Origin of the sequence: Pseudocitrobacter vendiensis (assembly GCF_943590815.1) — a bacterium.
In the GTDB taxonomy this organism is placed as follows: Bacteria; Pseudomonadota; Gammaproteobacteria; order Enterobacterales; family Enterobacteriaceae; genus Pseudocitrobacter; species Pseudocitrobacter vendiensis.
The window spans coordinates 20,645-40,087 of sequence record NZ_CALSBS010000014.1 but is presented as its reverse complement, the minus strand read 5'-3'; the positions used below and the strand labels follow the sequence as shown (position 1 = coordinate 40,087).

General features: G+C 52.0%; 14 protein-coding genes and 1 other RNA gene. 14 read left to right on the top strand and 1 reads right to left on the bottom strand.

Features of this window, described 5'->3' with window-relative positions:
• Positions 1 to 201: 201 nt before the first annotated feature.
• Entirely contained in the window at positions 202 to 1,773 is a 1,572-nt protein-coding gene (garD, locus tag NMC31_RS15160; protein ID WP_253898365.1) for a galactarate dehydratase, read from the bottom strand.
• 415 nt (positions 1,774 to 2,188) lie between these two features.
• On the opposite strand from garD, the gene garP reads away from it, so the two are divergent.
• From garP to NMC31_RS15090, 14 genes are all read left to right on the top strand, one after another.
• On the top strand, positions 2,189 to 3,520 hold the full coding sequence (garP, locus tag NMC31_RS15155; protein WP_149463955.1) for a galactarate/glucarate/glycerate transporter GarP: 1,332 nt from the start codon (positions 2,189 to 2,191) through the stop codon (positions 3,518 to 3,520).
• Between the two features lie 28 nt (positions 3,521 to 3,548).
• A complete protein-coding gene (gene garL, locus NMC31_RS15150; RefSeq protein WP_253898364.1) occupies positions 3,549 to 4,319 on the top strand; it encodes a 2-dehydro-3-deoxyglucarate aldolase in 771 nt (256 codons plus the stop codon).
• A gap of 30 nt (positions 4,320 to 4,349) precedes the next feature.
• Positions 4,350 to 5,240 carry a 2-hydroxy-3-oxopropionate reductase gene (gene garR / locus NMC31_RS15145; RefSeq protein ID WP_149463953.1) on the top strand — a complete coding sequence of 297 codons (891 nt, stop codon included), beginning with the start codon at positions 4,350 to 4,352 and terminating at the stop codon, positions 5,238 to 5,240.
• 96 nt (positions 5,241 to 5,336) lie between these two features.
• A complete protein-coding gene (garK, locus tag NMC31_RS15140) occupies positions 5,337 to 6,482 on the top strand; it encodes a glycerate 2-kinase (protein WP_253898363.1) in 1,146 nt (381 codons plus the stop codon).
• A 32-nt stretch (positions 6,483 to 6,514) separates the two neighbouring features.
• An RNA gene (gene rnpB / locus NMC31_RS15135) (RNase P RNA component class A) lies at positions 6,515 to 6,895 on the top strand.
• Positions 6,896 to 7,583: 688 nt separating this feature from the next.
• Positions 7,584 to 8,507 (top strand): transcriptional regulator TdcA, encoded by a 924-nt coding sequence (tdcA, locus tag NMC31_RS15130; protein WP_253898362.1) that lies wholly within the window; start codon positions 7,584 to 7,586, stop codon positions 8,505 to 8,507.
• Positions 8,508 to 8,619: 112 nt separating this feature from the next.
• Positions 8,620 to 9,609 (top strand): bifunctional threonine ammonia-lyase/L-serine ammonia-lyase TdcB, encoded by a 990-nt coding sequence (gene tdcB / locus NMC31_RS15125; RefSeq protein ID WP_108475019.1) that lies wholly within the window; start codon positions 8,620 to 8,622, stop codon positions 9,607 to 9,609.
• 93 nt (positions 9,610 to 9,702) lie between these two features.
• Entirely contained in the window at positions 9,703 to 11,034 is a 1,332-nt protein-coding gene (gene tdcC, locus NMC31_RS15120) for a threonine/serine transporter TdcC (RefSeq protein ID WP_149463950.1), read from the top strand.
• Positions 11,035 to 11,065: 31 nt separating this feature from the next.
• Positions 11,066 to 12,274, top strand: coding sequence for a propionate kinase (gene tdcD / locus NMC31_RS15115; RefSeq protein WP_253898361.1), 1,209 nt, complete (start codon positions 11,066 to 11,068; stop codon positions 12,272 to 12,274).
• 33 nt (positions 12,275 to 12,307) lie between these two features.
• Positions 12,308 to 14,602, top strand: a complete 2,295-nt coding sequence (gene pflB / locus NMC31_RS15110; RefSeq protein ID WP_253898360.1) for a formate C-acetyltransferase — start codon at positions 12,308 to 12,310, stop codon at positions 14,600 to 14,602.
• Positions 14,603 to 14,616: 14 nt separating this feature from the next.
• Complete coding sequence (locus NMC31_RS15105) at positions 14,617 to 15,012, top strand: enamine/imine deaminase (protein ID WP_015962903.1); 396 nt, start codon at positions 14,617 to 14,619, stop codon at positions 15,010 to 15,012.
• A gap of 67 nt (positions 15,013 to 15,079) precedes the next feature.
• Positions 15,080 to 16,444, top strand: a complete 1,365-nt coding sequence (gene tdcG / locus NMC31_RS15100; RefSeq protein WP_253898359.1) for an L-serine ammonia-lyase — start codon at positions 15,080 to 15,082, stop codon at positions 16,442 to 16,444.
• Between the two features lie 306 nt (positions 16,445 to 16,750).
• A complete protein-coding gene (locus tag NMC31_RS15095; RefSeq protein WP_149463945.1) occupies positions 16,751 to 18,082 on the top strand; it encodes an SLC5/6 family protein in 1,332 nt (443 codons plus the stop codon).
• A gap of 23 nt (positions 18,083 to 18,105) precedes the next feature.
• Positions 18,106 to 19,419 carry an L-cysteine desulfidase family protein gene (locus NMC31_RS15090; protein ID WP_253898358.1) on the top strand — a complete coding sequence of 438 codons (1,314 nt, stop codon included), beginning with the start codon at positions 18,106 to 18,108 and terminating at the stop codon, positions 19,417 to 19,419.
• The last annotated feature ends 24 nt before the right edge of the window (positions 19,420 to 19,443 follow it).

The following is a 19,443-nucleotide window of genomic DNA, read 5'->3' as shown; positions in this document are numbered from 1 at the left end:
TGTCAGAGTGCTGACAAGGTGCGTGTTGTTATTGCCGGATGCGGCGTAAACGCCTTATCCGGCCTACAAAATAGTGCAAAATCAATATACTGAAGATAAATTGTAGGCCTGATAAGCGTAGCGCATCAGGCAATTTTGCGTTTATCATCGGTCTGACATGGCCCTAAGGCCATGTTTTGCGGGGAGTATTCCAAAAGAATATCAGGTCACCGGTGCCGGGTTAAATACCGCCAGCTGGTTATGCAGCCCCCACTGATCCGAGAATGTCTTTTTCTTACCGCTGGCGACGTCGAGAATAAAGCGGAACAGCTTCCAACCCACGTCCTCAATCGTCTCTTCGCCAGTTGCAATAGTCCCTGCGTTGATATCCATTAAGTCGTACCAGCGGTTCGCCAGTTCGGTACGCGTCGCCATCTTAATAACCGGGACCGCCATCAGGCCATACGGCGTGCCGCGCCCGGTGGTGAAGACCTGCACCGTAATACCGGAAGCTACCTGCTGCGTGCCGCAGACAAAATCGCTGGCAGGCGTGGCCGCGTAGATCAGCCCGCGTTTGGTTGGGCGCTGACCAGGTGACAGCACTTCCACAATGGCGCTTTTGCCTGATTTGGCAATCGAGCCGAGCGCTTTTTCCACCACGTTTGCCAGCCCGCCTTTTTTATTGCCGGGGGACGGGTTGGCGCTGCGGTCGGTTTTACCCATATCGAGATAGTTATCGTACCAGGCCATCTCTTCCAGCAGGCGTTTCCCCACCTCTTCGTTAATAGCGCGCGGTGTAAGCAGGTGGATAGCGTCGCGTACCTCAGTCACCTCTGAGAACATCACGGTTGCGCCGCAGCGCACCAGCAGGTCAGACGCGTAACCCACTGCCGGGTTCGCCGTCACGCCGGAAAACGCATCGCTGCCGCCACACTGCATCCCGACGACCAGTTCAGATGCCGGGCAGGTCTCGCGCTGGCGTTCGTTCAATTTTTTCAGGTGACGTTCAGCGACCTGCAAAATGTCATCAACCATCGATTTAAAGCCGACGTGCTGTTCGTCCTGCAAACGCACAATGCTGGCGCTGTCGACCGGGATGGCATTCACATCCGGCGTGCCTTCCAGCAGACGTTCCGGCTGAAGTTTTTCACAGCCGAGGCCAATCACCATGACCTCGCCGCCAAAGTTCGGGTTCAGGGCGATGTTGTGAATGGTGCGGATAGGTACGATGGCGGCAGGCGCATTAATCGCCACACCGCAGCCATAGAGGTGGTTCAGGCCGACGACACCATCAACGTTGGGATATTTCGGTAGCAGATCGCGTTCAATAATTTTGACGACATAATCGACAACTCCCGCTACGCAGTGAACACTGGTGGAGATCCCCAGCAGATTTTTCGTCCCCACGCTGCCATCGGCGTTGCGATAACCTTCAAAGGTGTAACCCTCAAGCGCAGGTAGCGGTTCCGGTACTTTGGTGGCCAGCGGCAGCGTATTCAGCGGCGGCGCTTCCGGCAGCGACACGGTGGATTCGTCGATCCAACTGCCTTTCACGATATCGCGCACCGCATAGCCAATGACTTCGCCATAGCGAATAATTTCACCATTAGCGGGAATGTCCACCAATGCCACCTTATGGCCTTGTGGAATATGTTCAATTAACTCCAGCCCATCAGGAAAACGTGTTCCTGCTTTTAAGCCATTATCATTAACAATAATCGCCACGTTATCCGTATCGTGCACTTTTATATAAAATGCTTTCGGGGCGTCTTGGCGAATTTCGATGTTAGCCATTGTCCAGTATTCTCCAGCCAGGTGGTAAACCTAAAAATTACAATAAAGGGTATCGCTTTCTGACGAAGCAAAATTATTACATCGCGTGATGGCATAAAGAATGTCAGGAGTTTAACGGTAAAAATGTGACGCAGATCACCACTTAATCGCCAGTCAGGCCAGCTATGACGGGTAATACGTAAATTTGTGCATCAGCGCCCAAAGAGATGTGCATATGCTCAATACTATGCAATATTAAAATATTCAAATTGTGTAATTGCACAGTGTGTAGACCAGCGATGCTGATTATACTGAATCACGATTTCATTGTGTCTGGTTAGCTATTCGATATTCCTGCTGTCGATAAATAATCAGTGAAATATGCCTTAGTAAAAAATAAATAATATAAGGCATCCTGTGCCCGAGGATAAATTAAATGATGCTGGATACTGCTGTCGAATCGAAGAAAGGTGTACCAACCCGATATTTAATCTTACTCATTATCTTTATTGTTACCGCCGTTAACTACGCGGACCGCGCTACGTTATCCATTGCTGGTACAGAAGTGGCCAAAGAACTGCAATTGAGTGCGGTTTCTATGGGCTATATCTTCTCCGCGTTTGGCTGGGCTTACCTGCTGATGCAGATCCCAGGCGGCTGGCTGCTCGATAAATTCGGCTCGAAGAAGGTTTACTCTTACAGTCTCTTCTTCTGGTCGCTGTTTACGTTCCTGCAAGGGTTTGTGGACATGTTCCCGCTCGCCTGGGCAGGTATCTCCATGTTCTTTATGCGTTTTATGCTTGGTTTCTCGGAAGCGCCATCCTTCCCGGCTAACGCACGTATTGTCGCGGCCTGGTTCCCGACTAAAGAGCGTGGCACCGCGTCCGCTATCTTTAACTCGGCGCAGTACTTCTCTCTGGCGCTCTTCTCTCCGCTGCTGGGCTGGCTGACCTTCGCCTGGGGCTGGGAGCATGTCTTTACCGTGATGGGCGTGATTGGTTTTGTGCTGACGGGGCTGTGGATCAAGCTGATTCATAACCCGACCGACCACCCTCGTATGTCGGCGGAAGAACTGAAGTTCATCTCTGATAACGGCGCCGTGGTCGATATGGATCACAAAAAGCCAGGCAGCACGACACAGGGGCCAAAACTCCACTACATCAAACAGTTATTGACCAACCGCATGATGCTGGGCGTGTTCTTCGGGCAATACTTTATCAACACCATCACCTGGTTCTTCCTTACCTGGTTCCCGATTTATCTGGTACAGGAAAAAGGGATGTCGATTTTGAAAGTGGGCCTGGTGGCATCAATTCCGGCGCTGTGTGGTTTTGCCGGTGGCGTACTGGGCGGTGTGTTCTCGGATTATCTGATTAAACGCGGGGCCACCATTACGTTAGCGCGTAAGTTACCGATTGTGCTGGGCATGCTGTTGGCGTCGACCATCATCCTGTGTAACTACACCAATAATACCGCACTGGTGGTCACGCTGATGGCGTTGGCGTTCTTCGGTAAAGGGTTTGGCGCGCTGGGCTGGCCGGTAATTTCCGACACCGCGCCGAAAGAAATTGTAGGCCTGTGCGGCGGAGTATTTAACGTGTTTGGCAACGTAGCCTCTATCGTGACGCCGCTGGTGATTGGCTATCTGGTTAGTGAACTGCATTCTTTCAACGCCGCGCTGGTCTTCGTCGGCTGTTCGGCACTGATGGCGATGTTCTGCTACCTGTTTGTCGTCGGTGACATCAAGCGTATGGAATTGCAGAAATAATTAACGGTTAAGAGACAAGGTATAAGCGATGAATAACGATATCTTCCCGAATAAATTCAAGGCCGCGCTGGCCGCCAAACAGATTCAAATTGGCTGCTGGTCAGCGCTGGCAAGCCCCATCAGCACCGAAGTGCTGGGCCTGGCCGGGTTCGACTGGCTGGTGCTGGACGGTGAACATGCGCCAAACGATATCTCTACCTTTATTCCACAACTGATGGCTCTGAAGGGCAGCAGCAGCGCACCGGTGGTGCGTGTGCCGACGAACGAGCCGGTGATTATTAAGCGTCTGCTGGATATCGGTTTTTATAACTTCCTGATCCCGTTTGTGGAAACCGAAGAAGAAGCTGTGCAGGCCGTAGCCTCGACGCGCTACCCGCCGGAAGGTATTCGCGGCGTCTCCGTTTCACATCGCGCCAACATGTTTGGCACGGTGCCGGACTACTTCGCGCAGTCGAACAAGAACATCACCATCCTGGTACAAATTGAAAGCCAGCAGGGCGTCGATAACGTTGATGCTATCGCGGCGACCGAAGGCGTGGACGGTATTTTCGTTGGCCCAAGCGACCTGGCTGCGGTACTGGGCCATCTTGGCAACGCATCGCACCCGGATGTACAGAAAGCTATCCAGCACATTTTTGCGCGTGCAAAAGCACACGGCAAACCGAGCGGCATTCTGGCCCCGGTTGACGCGGACGCGCGTCGCTACCTTGACTGGGGTGCGACCTTTGTCGCCGTCGGCAGCGACCTCGGCGTTTTCCGTTCTGCCACGCAGAAACTGGCTGATTCCTTTAAAAAATAACCACCACCGCAATAAGAGAGAGAGACAATTATGACGATGAAAGTTGGTTTTATTGGCCTGGGCATCATGGGTAAACCAATGAGTAAAAACCTCATTAAAGCCGGTTACTCGCTGGTGGTTTCCGATCGTAACCCGGAAGTGATTGCTGAGCTGATTGCCTTAGGCGCAGAAACCGCAAGCACTGCCAAAGGTATTGCCGAGCAGTGCGATGTGATTATCACCATGCTGCCGAACTCCCCGCACGTGAAAGAGGTTGCGCTGGGTGAAGGCGGAATTATCGAAGGTGCGAAGCCGGGCACGGTTCTTATCGACATGAGTTCTATTGCGCCGCTGGCGAGCCGCGAAATCAGTGAAGCACTGAAAGCAAAAGGCGTGGATATGCTGGATGCGCCGGTCAGCGGTGGTGAGCCGAAAGCGATCGACGGCACGCTCTCTGTCATGGTTGGCGGCGACAAGGCGATTTTCGACAAATACTACGACCTGATGAAAGCGATGGCGGGCTCCGTGGTGCATACCGGTGAAATTGGCGCAGGCAACGTCACTAAACTGGCAAACCAGGTGATTGTCGCGTTGAACATCGCTGCGATGTCCGAAGCGCTGACGCTGGCAACCAAAGCGGGTGTTAACCCGGAACTGGTATTCCAGGCGATTCGTGGCGGCCTGGCGGGCAGCACCGTGTTGGAAGCTAAAGCCCCTATGGTGATGGATAGAAACTTTAAACCCGGCTTCCGTATCGACCTGCATATCAAGGATCTGGCGAACGCCCTGGACACTTCTCACGGCGTTGGTGCACAACTGCCGCTTACCGCTGCGGTCATGGAAATGATGCAGGCCCTGCGTGCTGATGGACTGGGAACGGCAGACCATAGCGCCCTGGCGTGCTACTACGAAAAACTGGCGAAAGTGGAAGTCACTCGCTAAGGACGTTGTGCCCGGTGGCGCTTAGCTTACCGGGCCTACATTGTAGGCCGGATAAGTGAAACGCCATCCGGCGTTGTGCAGCAACAGGCTATCACTATGAAAATCGTAATCGCCCCAGACTCTTACAAAGAAAGCCTTTCTGCCTCCGAGGTAGCTCAGGCGATAGAAAAAGGATTTCGGGAAATATTTCCTGATGCGCAGTATGTTTCTGTTCCGGTTGCTGACGGCGGCGAAGGAACGGTTGAAGCGATGATTGCTGCCACGCAAGGCTCTGAACATCATGCGTGGGTCACCGGGCCTTTGGGCGAAAAGGTGAACGCCAACTGGGGAATGTCTGGCGACGGAAAAACCGCGTTTATCGAAATGGCGGCAGCCAGTGGGCTGGCGCTGGTTCCTCCGGAGAAGCGTAATCCACTGGTGACAACCTCTCGCGGTACCGGTGAGCTCATCCTGCAAGCGCTGGAAAGCGGCGCAACCAACATTATTATTGGCATTGGCGGCAGCGCCACTAATGACGGTGGTGCAGGCATGGTCCAGGCACTGGGCGCGAAACTCCAGGATGCCAATGGCACTGACATCGGTTTTGGCGGTGGCAGCCTTGATAGCCTGAATTCCATCGATATCTCGGGCCTCGATCCCCGCATTCAACATTGCAGCATCCGCGTCGCTTGTGATGTGACCAACCCGCTAATCGGCGATAGCGGCGCATCCCGCATCTTTGGCCCGCAGAAAGGGGCTGACGAGGCGATGATCCGCGAACTCGATAACAACCTGTCGCACTATGCCGATGTGATCAAGACATCGCTGCGCGTAGACGTTAAAGAGGTGCCTGGCGCGGGCGCGGCAGGCGGCATGGGGGCTGCGCTGATGGCGTTTCTTGGTGCGGAGCTGAAAAGCGGCATTGAGATAGTCACCACCGCGCTGAATCTGGAAGAGCATATTCACGACTGCACGCTGGTGGTCACCGGGGAAGGGCGCATTGACAGCCAAAGCATTCATGGCAAAGTGCCGATTGGCGTGGCAAGCGTGGCGAAAAAGTATCATAAACCGGTGATTGGTATTGCGGGTAGCCTGACGCGTGACGTGGGCGTGGTACATCAATATGGTATCGATGCGGTATTTAGCGTGCTGACCAGTATCGGCACGCTGGAGGAGGCGTTTCGCGGCGCATTTGACAACATTTACCGCGCTTCACGCAACATTGCGGCCACGCTTGCGGTCGGAATGCGCAGCGCGGGGTGACAAGGGCGCGCAAACCCTCTATACTTCGCGCCGAAGCTGACCAGACAGTCGCCGCTTCGTCGTCGTCCTCTTCGGGGGAGACGGGCGGAGGGGAGGAAAGTCCGGGCTCCATAGGGCAAGGTGCCAGGTAACGCCTGGGGGGTGTAACAGCCCACGACCAGTGCAACAGAGAGCAAACCGCCGATGGCCCGTGCAAGCGGGATCAGGTAAGGGTGAAAGGGTGCGGTAAGAGCGCACCGCGCGGCTGGTAACAGTCCGTGGCACGGTAAACTCCACCCGGAGCAAGGCCAAATAGGGGTTCATAAGGTACGGCCCGTACTGAACCCGGGTAGGCTGCTTGAGCCAGTGAGCGATTGCTGGCCTAGATGAATGACTGTCCACGACAGAACCCGGCTTATCGGTCAGTTTCACTTTTTTCAGGCAAAACCCGCTTCGGCGGGTTTTTGCTTTTCTGCCCCGACAACCGCTATTTCCTTCTCTTCCTCCTGCATCTACGTGTGCCATTTTGCAGAATTGCGACACAATGCACAAAACACTGATCGGGTGAAATACAGCGGATTTTTATGCTGCCTGTCGTGCTTTTTTCTTCATGATTTTACCGTAAAACAAAACAAAAACAGGTTTTTGAAATATTCGCAATGTTTCTTATATGTCTCAAGTATGTTAACGATAGTGATCTAAACATATTAACGTGAATGTATGTTTGTCCTGGGTATCTGTGACGTTGTACGAAGAATTTTTTTGATAACAGGCTTTTTTACCAGTTTATTTTATATATTAAAAAGAATGTTAATTCGCACAATAGGGTAAAAAGTGCCCTGAAATTGGTTGAAAGGTGATCTTTTGATTTGGTTTTTTATATGTTTAAAGGTGCTTTATTTATCGCCATAAAATAAAGTTATACACCTTATTTTTGTTGATAAAAGTCAGGGTAAAGTCACTTGAGTGTATTAATAACCATATGATTTATAATGTTTTTATTGTATTTTGTGACCTGTGTTTATACAGGTTTAAAGTAAATTGTGAGTAATAGCACACATCTTACTCTCCTATATTTATTAGAATCCCTCTCGCCAAATGGAAATAAAGGGGGAAAGAAAAATGGATAATGTTCTTCTGCCAAAAACACAACAGTTAGTGGTGTTTCAGGAAGTCATTAGAAGTGGTTCTTTTGGTTCAGCTGCCAAGCAGCTTGGGCTTACCCAACCGGCGGTCAGCAAAATTATTAACGACATTGAGTCTAACTTTGGTATCGAGTTGATGGTGCGTAAAAATACCGGCGTCACGTTGACCAGCGCAGGTCAGGTGTTGCTGAGCTACTCCGAATCCATCACCCGTGAAATGAAAAACATGGTCAACGAGATGAACAGCCTGAGCTGCAACAGCGTGGTTGACGTTTCGTTTGGTTACCCGTCGCTAATCGGTTTTACCTTCTTACCCGAGATGATTAAAACCTTTAAAACGGTGTTCCCGGCGGCGCAGGTCACCATGTTTGAAGCACAGCTTTCGTCGTTTTTACCGGCCCTGCGTGATGGACGCTTAGATTTTGCCATTGGTACATTGAGTGATGAAATGCAGCTTCAGGATTTGCAGGTAGAGCCGCTGTTCGAGTCTGAATTTGTTGTCGTCGCATCGAAATCGCGAACGTATACGTCAACGGTTACGCTGGAGTCGCTCTCGAACGCGCAGTGGGTTTTACCGCAAACGGATATGGGTTACTACAAAGAACTTCTCACCACCCTCCATCTTCATCACATCAGCACCGAAAATATTGTAAAAACCGATTCTGTCGTCACCATTTACAACCTGGTGCTGAATGCCGGATTCCTGACGGTGATCCCAAGAGATATGATTGCGCCATTTGGCTCTAAACAATTTATTACGCTAAAGGTTGAAGATGTATTACCGGTAGCGCGCTATGCAGCAGTGTGGTCTAAAAATTATCGGATTAAAAAATCTGCCTCAGTATTGGTTGATTTGGCGAAAGAATATTCGTCGAAGGCCGGGAAGGCGGAAATGAATTAATAGCCTGTTAAATAAAAACAGCTAATAACGTAAACGAAACCCAGAGTCATTAAATACTCTGACACCCTGATTTTGTCTAAACATCAGAAAGCCATTCTGATAAGAGGATATGATGCATATTACCTACGATCTGCCTGTAACGCTTGACGATATTCAAACAGCGAAAAAAAGACTGGCCGGTAAAATTTATAAAACCGGGATGCCGCGCTCAAATTATCTTAGCGAACGCTGCAAAGGTGAAATATTTCTGAAGTTTGAAAATATGCAGCGTACGGGTTCCTTTAAAATTCGCGGCGCATTTAACAAACTAAGCGCGTTGACGGAAGCTGAACGCCGTAAAGGCGTGGTCGCCTGTTCAGCGGGCAACCATGCGCAGGGCGTTTCTCTTTCCTGCGCGATGCTTGGGATTGACGGCAAGGTCGTGATGCCAAAAGGTGCGCCGAAATCGAAAGTTGCGGCGACGCAGGATTACTCTGCGGAAGTGATTCTTCACGGCGATAACTTCAACGACACGATTGCCAAAGTCAGCGAAATCGTTGAAACCGAAGGCCGCATCTTTATTCCTCCTTATGATGACGCGCTGGTGATTGCTGGTCAGGGAACGATTGGTCTGGAGATCCTTGAAGACCTTTATGATGTGGATAACGTCATCGTGCCAATCGGCGGCGGCGGCCTGATTGCCGGGATCGCCACGGCGATCAAATCCATTAACCCGACAATCAAAATTATCGGTGTGCAGTCTGAAAATGTTCACGGTATGGCCGCATCGTTCTATGCCGGTGAAATCACCAATCACCGCACCTGCACGACGCTGGCTGACGGCTGCGACGTTGCGCGTCCGGGCAACCTGACCTTCGAAATTGTGCGTGAGCTGGTTGACGATATTGTTCTGGTCACTGAAGACGAAATTCGCGACAGCATGATTGCATTAATTCAGCGTAATAAAGTGGTGACAGAAGGCGCGGGGGCATTAGCGTCGGCGGCACTCTTAAGCGGCAAGCTCGACGATTATATTCGTGGCCGTAAAACGGTCAGTATTATTTCAGGTGGGAATATCGACCTTTCTCGTGTTTCCCAAATTACAGGGTATGTTGGTGCTTAATCCATTTTCCTGATCATTATTTACGGGCCGCGCGCCGAACGGCGCTGGCCTGGTATTTAAAGAATGACGGGTACTTTAATCAAAGGATAAGATATGAGTACGACAGAAAGTATTAATGTAAGCCATTCTAAAGAAGCCTCCTGGCGTAAATCGGATACCACATGGACGTTGGGTTTATTCGGTACAGCGATTGGTGCCGGGGTTTTATTCTTCCCAATTCGCGCAGGCTACGGCGGCCTTATCCCAATATTATTAATGCTGTTATTGGCTTACCCCATTGCCTTTTATTGCCACCGCGCGCTGGCGCGCCTGTGTCTTTCAGGATCTAACCCTTCCGGAAACATCACTGAAACGGTAGAAGAGCACTTTGGTAAAACCGGCGGGGTGGTTATCACCTTCCTGTACTTCTTTGCTATCTGCCCACTGCTGTGGATTTATGGCGTTACCATTACCAACACCTTCATGACCTTCTGGGAAAACCAGCTCCAGATGCCCGCGTTAAACCGTGGCCTGGTGGCATTGTTCCTGCTGTTGTTGATGGCGTTCGTCATTTACTTCGGTAAAGATCTGATGGTGAAAGTGATGAGCTTCCTGGTGTTCCCGTTCATCGCGAGCCTGGTGCTAATTTCGCTCTCCCTGATTCCTTACTGGAACTCTGCGGTTATTGACCAGGTTAGCCTCAGCGATATCTCGCTGACCGGTCACGATGGCATTCTGGTCACCGTGTGGCTGGGGATTTCCATCATGGTGTTCTCCTTCAACTTCTCACCGATTGTCTCCTCTTTCGTGGTCTCTAAGCGTGAAGAGTACGAAGGCGAATTTGGCCGTGATTATACCGAGCGTAAGTGCTCTAAAATTATCTCCCGCGCCAGTATGCTGATGGTGGCCGTGGTGATGTTCTTCGCCTTCAGTTGCCTGTTTACGCTCTCTCCGGCAAACATGGCGGAAGCGAAAGCGCAGAACATCCCGGTGCTGTCGTATCTGGCGAACCACTTCTCCTCCATGGCGGGTCAGAAATCGACGTTTGCCACCACGCTTGAGTATGGTGCCTCCATCATCGCGCTGGTTGCTATCTTCAAATCCTTCTTCGGCCACTACCTGGGCACGCTGGAAGGGCTGAATGGCCTGGTGCTGAAGTTCGGTTACAAGGGTGACAAAACCAAAGTTTCCACCGGCAAACTGAATACCATCAGCATGATTTTCATCATGGGTTCTACCTGGGTGGTGGCCTACGCCAACCCGAACATCCTGGACCTGATTGAAGCCATGGGCGCGCCGATTATCGCTTCTCTGCTCTGCTTGCTGCCGATGTATGCCATCCGTAAAGCACCGTCGCTGGCGAAATACCGCGGCAAACTGGATAACGTCTTCGTTACCGCGATTGGTCTGCTGACCATTCTGAATATCGTCTACAAACTGTTTTAATTAACATGCTCAGGATGAGCGGAGTCGTAATATGAATGAGTTCCCGGTTGTATTGGTTATTAATAGCGGTTCATCGTCTATTAAATTTTCAGTACTGGATGTTGATACCTGTGATGTATTACTGGCGGGTATCGCGGAGGGTATTAATACTGAACAGGCGGGTTTAACGGTCAACGGCGGCGATATTTCGCCGCTGTCCCAACCCACTTATGAAGCTGCATTAAGCGCTATCTCATTTGAACTTGAAAAACGCAATTTAATGGACAATGTGGCCTTAATTGGCCACCGCATCGCCCACGGCGGCGATATCTTTACCCAGTCTGTTTTAATTACTGACGCAGTGATTGACAGTATCCGTAAAGTTTCGCCGCTGGCGCCGTTGCATAACTACGCCAACCTGAGCGGGATTGAGTCCGCCCGCCAGCTTTTCCCGGGCGTACAGCAGGTTGCCGTGTTTGACACCAGCTTCCATCAGACGCTGCCGCCAGAAGCGTATCTCTATGGTCTACCATGGAAATACACTGAAGAGCTGGGCGTGCGCCGCTACGGTTTCCACGGCACCTCTCATCGTTATGTCGCAAAACAGACGTATGGCCTGCTGGGGTTACAGGAAGCCGATTCCGGGCTGGTGATTGCGCACCTGGGCAACGGGGCATCTATTTGCGCGGTACACAACGGGCAGAGCGTAGATACGTCGATGGGCATGACGCCGCTGGAAGGCCTGATGATGGGCACCCGCAGCGGCGACGTCGATTTTGGCGCGATGGCGTGGATTGCCAGCCAGACCAACCAGACGATGAGCGACCTTGAGCACATCGTCAATAAAGAGTCTGGCCTGCTGGGTATTTCCGGATTGTCATCAGACCTGCGCACCCTGGAAAAAGCGTGGCACGAAGGGCATGAGCGCGCGCAGCTGGCGATCAAAACCTTTGTCCATCGCATTGCGCGCCATATTGCCGGACACGCGGCATCGCTGACCCGGCTGGACGGTATTATTTTCACCGGCGGTATCGGTGAAAATTCGGTACTTATCCGCCAAATGGTGATGGAGCATTTACGCGTGCTGGGCGTGGTGGTGAGTCGCGAAATGAATAACCAACCTAATTCCTGCGGCGAACGTATTATTTCTGACGAACATTCCAGTGTCGTCTGCGCCGTTATTCCGACCAATGAAGAAAAAATGATTGCGCTGGACGCTATCCGTTTAGGAAATATTAATACGGTAGCGGAATACGCCTGAGTTAATCGCTTTTAAAATTGAGAGAAGAGTTTCATGAAGGTAAATATCGATCTTAACGATATGCATTTTGCCGATGCATGGCGCGGTTTTAAGGGTAGCGAATGGCAGGACGAGATTAACGTTCGCGAATTTATTCAGCAGAACTACACGCCGTATGAAGGCGATGAGTCTTTCCTTGCGGAAGCGACATCGGCGACGACCGCATTGTGGGAAAAAGTGATGGAAGGCATTCGTACCGAGAATGCCACTCACGCCCCGGTCGATTTTGACACCAATATCGCGACCACCATCACCGTGCACGATGCGGGTTATATCGAAAAAGATCTGGAAAAAATCGTCGGCCTGCAAACGGATAAACCGCTGAAACGCGCGCTGCATCCGTTCGGCGGCATCAATATGATCAAAAGCTCTTTCGAGGCCTATGGCCGCGAAATGGATGCCGATTTCGAGTACCAGTTCACGTCGCTGCGTAAAACCCATAACCAGGGCGTATTTGACGCCTACTCGCCGGATATGCTGCGTTGCCGCAAATCGGGCGTGCTGACCGGCTTGCCGGATGGCTACGGGCGCGGGCGCATTATCGGCGATTACCGCCGCGTGGCGCTGTACGGCATCCGTTATCTGGTGCGCGAACGCGAGCTGCAATTTGCGGACTTACAGAACAAACTGGAGTGGGGCGAAAGCCTGGAAGCCACCATTCGCCTGCGTGAAGAGCTGGCAGAACATCGCCGCGCGCTGCTGCAAATGCAGGAGATGGCAGCGAAGTATGGTTGCGATATCTCGCGCCCGGCACGTAATGCTCAGGAGGCGGTGCAGTGGCTCTATTTCGCCTACCTGGCGGCGGTGAAATCGCAGAACGGCGGCGCGATGTCGCTGGGCCGCACGGCCACCTTCCTTGATATCTATATCGAGCGCGATATGCAGGCGGGTGAGCTAACGGAACAGCAGGCGCAGGAGCTGATCGACCACTTTATTATGAAGATCCGCATGGTGCGTTTCCTGCGTACCCCGGAATTTGACACGCTCTTCTCCGGCGACCCGATTTGGGCGACGGAAGTGATCGGCGGGATGGGGCTGGATGGCCGCACGCTGGTAAGCAAAAACGCGTTTCGTTACCTGCATACTCTGCACACCATGGGCCCCGCGCCAGAGCCTAACCTGACCATACTGTGGTCGGAAGCGCTGCCGAAAGCATTCAAGCAGTATGCGGCGCAGGTCTCTATCGTCACCTCATCCCTGCAGTATGAAAACGACGATCTGATGCGCGCAGACTTCGACAGCGATGACTACGCCATCGCCTGCTGCGTCAGCCCGATGGTTATTGGCAAGCAGATGCAGTTCTTCGGTGCGCGCGCCAACCTCGCGAAAACGCTGCTGTACGCCATTAACGGTGGGGTGGATGAGAAGCTGAAAATCCAGGTCGGCCCGAAAACCGCGCCGTTGTTGGATGAGGTGCTGGATTACGACACCGTCATGGAAAGCCTCGATCACTTTATGGACTGGCTGGCGGTGCAGTACATCAGCGCGCTGAACGTCATTCACTACATGCATGACAAATACAGCTACGAAGCGTCGCTGATGGCACTGCACGACCGCGATGTCTATCGCACCATGGCCTGCGGTATGGCCGGGTTATCGGTGGCTGCAGATTCCCTGTCGGCTATCAAATATGCCCGCGTAAAACCGATTCGTGATGAAAACGGGCTGGCTGTCGATTTTGAAATCGAGGGCGATTATCCGCAATACGGTAACAATGACGAACGTGTCGATAGCATCGCCTGTGACCTGGTTGAGCGCTTTATGAAGAAAATCAAAGTGCTGCCAACCTACCGTAACGCCGTACCGACCCAGTCGATTCTGACCATCACCTCGAACGTGGTGTATGGCCAGAAAACCGGGAATACGCCGGACGGCCGCCGCGCGGGCACGCCATTTGCGCCGGGTGCCAACCCGATGCACGGACGCGATCGCAAAGGTGCGGTTGCCTCGCTGACATCGGTGGCGAAGCTGCCGTTTACCTATGCCAAAGACGGGATTTCCTACACCTTCTCGATTGTTCCGGCAGCGCTCGGCAAAGAGGATGCGGTACGCAAGACCAACCTCGTCGGCCTGCTTGATGGCTATTTCCATCATGAAGCGTCGATAGAAGGCGGCCAGCATCTTAACGTCAACGTGATGAACCGCGACATGCTGCTGGATGCCATCGCGCATCCGGAAAATTACCCGAACTTAACGATTCGCGTCTCGGGCTACGCGGTGCGCTTTAATGCGCTGACGCGTGAGCAGCAACAGGACGTAATTTTCCGAACCTTTACTCAGGCACTTTGAGAACTGGAGAGCGCATGAAAAAGATGATTGAAACCACCCGTGCGCCGGGTGCGATTGGCCCCTACGTACAAGGGATCGATTTAGGAAAAATGATCTTCACCTCCGGGCAGATCCCGGTGAATCCACAAAACGGCGAGATCCCGGCGGATGTGGCGGATCAGGCGCGAATGAGCCTGGAGAACGTCAAAGCCATCATCACGGCGGCAGGCCTTGAAGTGGGGAGTATCGTGAAGACGACGGTATTTATCACTGACCTGAATGATTTTGCGACCATCAACCAGGTTTATCAGCAGTTCTTCGACGATCATCATGCGACTTACCCGACGCGCAGCTGCGTGCAGGTGGCGAGATTACCGAAGGATGTGAAGCTGGAAATTGAGGCAATTGCCGTTCGGGGAGATAGCCTGTAAATCAGTTGTAGCCACACCGGGCTGCTATCCGGCAGCCCGTCTCTGAAGTCGTATCGAGGTCACGGATATGATTAGCACATTCGATATGTTCAAAATCGGCGTTGGGCCATCCAGTTCGCACACGGTTGGGCCGATGAATGCCGGGAAATCCTTTATTGATGAACTCGAGAAGAGTGGGGCGCTGTCGCAAATAACCGGTCTGACGGTTGATCTCTATGGTTCGCTGTCGCTCACCGGGAAAGGGCATGCCACCGATATCGCGGTGATTATGGGGCTGGCCGGCAATCGCCCGGATAGCGTCGATATTGACGCCATTCCGGCATTTATTCGCGCCGTACAGCGCAGCGGGCGTCTAACGGTCGCGCAAGGCGCTGCCGTGGTGCCGTTCTCTGTGAATGATGACGTGGTCTTTCATGACGAGACCCTGCCGCGCCACGAGAACGGCATGCGTTTTACCGCGCGTCACGGCGACCAGATTCTGCTGAGTAAAACTTACTACTCGGTGGGCGGCGGTTTTATTGTCGAAGAGGAAAAGTTTGGCCTGGCGCATGACATCGAACAGCCGGTGCCGTTTCCATTCCGTTCAGCCAGTGAACTGGTAAAACAGTGCACGGATAACGGGTTGTCTATCTCAGGCCTGATGATGCAAAACGAGCTGGCGCTCAGGAGCAGAGAAGAGATCGACACCGGTTTTGCGCGGATCTGGCACGTCATGCGCACCGGGATCGAGCGTGGTATGAATACGGAAGGCGTGTTGCCCGGGCCGATGAATGTGCCGCGTCGCGCGGTGGCGTTACGGCGGATCCTCGTCTCCAGCGACAGTACATCCAGCGATCCGATGAATGTGATCGACTGGATCAACATGTTCGCGCTGGCGGTCAGTGAAGAGAATGCGGCGGGTGGGCGCGTCGTCACCGCGCCCACCAACGGTGCCTGCGGTATCGTACCGGCAGTGCTGGCCTATTACGACAAATTCCGTCGTACGGTGAACGGCAACTCCGTGGCGCGTTTTTTACTGACCGCCGGGGCGATTGGCGGCCTGTATAAACAGAATGCTTCAATTTCTGGCGCAGAAGTGGGCTGCCAGGGCGAAGTGGGCGTTGCAGCTTCAATGGCGGCGGCGGGCCTGACGGAGCTGCTTGGCGGCAGCCCGCATCAGGTGTGCATGGCGGCGGAAATCGCCATGGAGCATAACCTGGGCCTGACCTGCGACCCGGTTGGCGGTCAGGTGCAAATTCCCTGTATCGAGCGTAATGCCATCAACGCGGTAAAAGCGGTCAATGCGGCGCGAATGGCTATTCAGCGTACCAGTGAAGCGCGTGTCTCTCTCGATAAAGTGATCGAGACAATGTATGAAACGGGCAAAGATATGAACGATAAGTATCGCGAAACGTCTCGTGGCGGGCTGGCGATAAAAGTGGTGTGCAGTTAACACTCTCCAGTCACGAAAAAGCTCCGCACGACGGAGCTTTTTTTTATCCTTTTTCCCTGGATTAAAAATGTGATGTTGTTCAAACATACTTTATTGGTAGTATCTTTTTCTTCATATGCGCCTTGGCAGAGAAAATTTTTGTCAATATTACCCTCTATTCATCTTAATATTGTGAAATATTTCTCTCAATCTACGAGTATGATGCCTTTATATTAATAATAAGCCTGCCAAAAATACGTTGTATATCGCCTTTGTAGCAACGAGATAAATAATAAACATCTTACCTATACACAGAGTGGTTACGTTATGGAAACGGCGACAAAAAATTGTGTTGCTCGGGAAAGTGCTGTACCTCTTTCTCGGGAGAATATGAGTGAGCAAGCCTGGAAAGAAGCCATCAAGTTCGACAGCACCGATACTGGATGGGTTATTATGAGTATCGGCATGGCAATTGGTGCGGGCATTGTTTTTTTACCTGTGCAGGTTGGGCTAATGGGCCTGTGGGTTTTTTTACTCTCTTCGATTATTGGTTATCCGGCAATGTATCTTTTTCAGCGACTGTTTATTAATACCCTCGCTGAATCACCAGAATGCAAAGATTATCCCAGCGTGATTAGCGGCTACCTCGGTAAAAACTGGGGGATCCTGTTGGGCGCTCTCTATTTTGTGATGTTAGTCATCTGGATGTTCGTCTATTCAACTGCAATCACCAACGACAGTGCATCTTATCTGCAAACCTTTGGCGTAACGGACGGGTTGCTCTCCGAAAACCCGTTTTATGGGTTAGTGCTTATTTGCGTTCTGGTGGCAATCTCCTCCCGGGGAGAGAAACTGCTGTTCAAGATCTCATCAGGTATGGTACTGACAAAGCTTCTGGTTGTCGCTGCGTTGGGGCTGTCAATGATAGGGATGTGGCGTCTCTATAATGTTGGTGCTTTACCGCCGTTAGGCCTGCTAATCAAAAATGCGATCATTACGTTGCCTTTTACACTGACGTCCATTCTCTTTATTCAGACACTGAGCCCGATGGTGATTTCCTACCGTTCTCGGGAAAAATCAATAGAAGTCGCACGCTATAAAGCATTGCGGGCCATGAATATTGCATTTGGTATTCTCTTTGTAACTGTATTCTTTTATGCCGTCTCATTTACGCTGGCGATGGGGCATGATGAGGCTGTCAAAGCCTATGAGCAGAATATTTCTGCACTGGCGATTGCTGCGCAATTTATTAGCGGCGCAGGTGCTGGTTGGGTGAAAGTTGTCAGCGTTATCCTGAATATCTTCGCGGTGATGACCGCCTTCTTTGGTGTCTATTTAGGCTTCCGTGAAGCGACTCAGGGTATTGTAATGAACGTACTGCGCCGTAGATTTTCATCTGATGCAATCAATGAAAAAATCGTACAGCGCGGCATCATGATATTTGCAGTTCTCCTGGCCTGGAGTGCAATTGTTCTGAATGCCCCGGTACTTAGTTTTACTTCGATTTGCAGCCCTATATTCGGCATGGTCGGATGTTTAATTCCTGCCTGGCTGGTCTATAAAGTTCCTGCATTGCATAAATATAAGGGGTTATCCCTGTGGGTCATTATTGTTACTGGCCTTCTATTATGTGTATCTCCATTCCTCGCATTTTCCTGATATCGCTATAAAAGGTTGTTGTTATGTTTGAGAATGAAATAAACCCCAAATGGGATGTGTTTCTCGCTGCAGTAAAGCAGGAGGTAAAACCTGCGCTTGGCTGTACTGAGCCTGTCTCATTGGCGCTCGCAGCGGCTGTGGCGGCATCGCATTTACAGGGAAAAATTGAACGCATTGACGCGTGGGTCTCGCCTAATCTGATGAAGAACGGCATGGGCGTGACCGTTCCGGGAACCGGGATGGTGGGCCTACCTATTGCGGCGGCGCTGGGGGCGCTGGGCGGTGACCCGCGGGCTGGGCTGGAGGTACTGAAAAACAGCACCAGGGACCACCTTACGGCGGCGAAATTGATGCTGGAAAATGGGCAGGTACGCATCGTATTGCAATCGCCGTGCGAGGATATTCTCTACGCCAGAGCCAGGCTTAGTGCTGGCGAGCACTGGTGTAGCGTGACCATCGTTGGAGATCACACGCGTATCGTCAGCATTGAGACGCAGGATGGAGCGCTATTTTCCCTTGCGGAGAAGGGCGGCGAAACGCGTCGACCTAATCCTCTGGAAAGTCTGGCATCGGCTACGCTTGCGGAGATTGTCGATTTCGCTATTCAGATTCCCTTTGAGGCGATTCGTTTTATTCTCGACGCTGCCCAGATGAATGATGCGCTCTCCAGGCAGGGCCTGCAAAGCGAATGGGGATTACACCTTGGCCGAACGCTAGAAAAACAACGGCATCGTGGGTTGTTGGCTGATGATATTTCGACGGCTATTTTAATCCGCACCAGCGCGGCGTCTGATGCCAGAATGGGAGGGGCGTCGCTTCCTGCCATGACCAATTCAGGCTCAGGTAATCAGGGGATTACTGCCACGCTCCCGGTGTTGATTGTCGCGGAGCATTTTGCGGCCGATGATGAAAAACTGGCGCGAGCATTAATGCTGTCGCACCTAAGCGCCATTTATATTCATAATCAACTTCCGCGACTTTCTGCGCTCTGTGCGACTACGACAGCGGCGATGGGGGCTGCGGCGGGGATGGCCTTACTTGCGGGGGGCGATTATGCCGTGATCTCAATGGCTATCGCCAGCATGATAGGAGACGTAAGCGGAATGATTTGCGATGGGGCGTCTAACAGCTGCGCGATGAAGGTCTCTACCAGTGTGTCTTCTGCGTGGAAAGCCGTTCTGCTGGCGTTAGATGGATCGGCGGTAAGTGGCAACGATGGCATTGTGGGGTGTGACGTCGAGCATTCAATTGCTAATCTGTGTGCGTTGGCGCGCCATGCGATGCAGCATACGGACCAACAAATTATCGAGATTATGTCTCACAAGGCGACCATTTAAATAACAATCCCCGGTATCACCGGG

What these genes read in the sequence shown, in the direction of transcription:
- garD (WP_253898365.1), bottom strand. Translation starts at nt 1,773, where the DNA reads ATGGCTAACATCGAAATTCGCCAAGACGCCCCGAAAGCATTTTATATA.
- garP (WP_149463955.1), top strand. Translation starts at nt 2,189, where the DNA reads ATGATGCTGGATACTGCTGTCGAATCGAAGAAAGGTGTACCAACCCGA.
- garL (WP_253898364.1), top strand. Translation starts at nt 3,549, where the DNA reads ATGAATAACGATATCTTCCCGAATAAATTCAAGGCCGCGCTGGCCGCC.
- garR (WP_149463953.1), top strand. Translation starts at nt 4,350, where the DNA reads ATGACGATGAAAGTTGGTTTTATTGGCCTGGGCATCATGGGTAAACCA.
- garK (WP_253898363.1), top strand. Translation starts at nt 5,337, where the DNA reads ATGAAAATCGTAATCGCCCCAGACTCTTACAAAGAAAGCCTTTCTGCC.
- tdcA (WP_253898362.1), top strand. Translation starts at nt 7,584, where the DNA reads ATGGATAATGTTCTTCTGCCAAAAACACAACAGTTAGTGGTGTTTCAG.
- tdcB (WP_108475019.1), top strand. Translation starts at nt 8,620, where the DNA reads ATGCATATTACCTACGATCTGCCTGTAACGCTTGACGATATTCAAACA.
- tdcC (WP_149463950.1), top strand. Translation starts at nt 9,703, where the DNA reads ATGAGTACGACAGAAAGTATTAATGTAAGCCATTCTAAAGAAGCCTCC.
- tdcD (WP_253898361.1), top strand. Translation starts at nt 11,066, where the DNA reads ATGAATGAGTTCCCGGTTGTATTGGTTATTAATAGCGGTTCATCGTCT.
- pflB (WP_253898360.1), top strand. Translation starts at nt 12,308, where the DNA reads ATGAAGGTAAATATCGATCTTAACGATATGCATTTTGCCGATGCATGG.
- NMC31_RS15105 (WP_015962903.1), top strand. Translation starts at nt 14,617, where the DNA reads ATGAAAAAGATGATTGAAACCACCCGTGCGCCGGGTGCGATTGGCCCC.
- tdcG (WP_253898359.1), top strand. Translation starts at nt 15,080, where the DNA reads ATGATTAGCACATTCGATATGTTCAAAATCGGCGTTGGGCCATCCAGT.
- NMC31_RS15095 (WP_149463945.1), top strand. Translation starts at nt 16,751, where the DNA reads ATGGAAACGGCGACAAAAAATTGTGTTGCTCGGGAAAGTGCTGTACCT.
- NMC31_RS15090 (WP_253898358.1), top strand. Translation starts at nt 18,106, where the DNA reads ATGTTTGAGAATGAAATAAACCCCAAATGGGATGTGTTTCTCGCTGCA.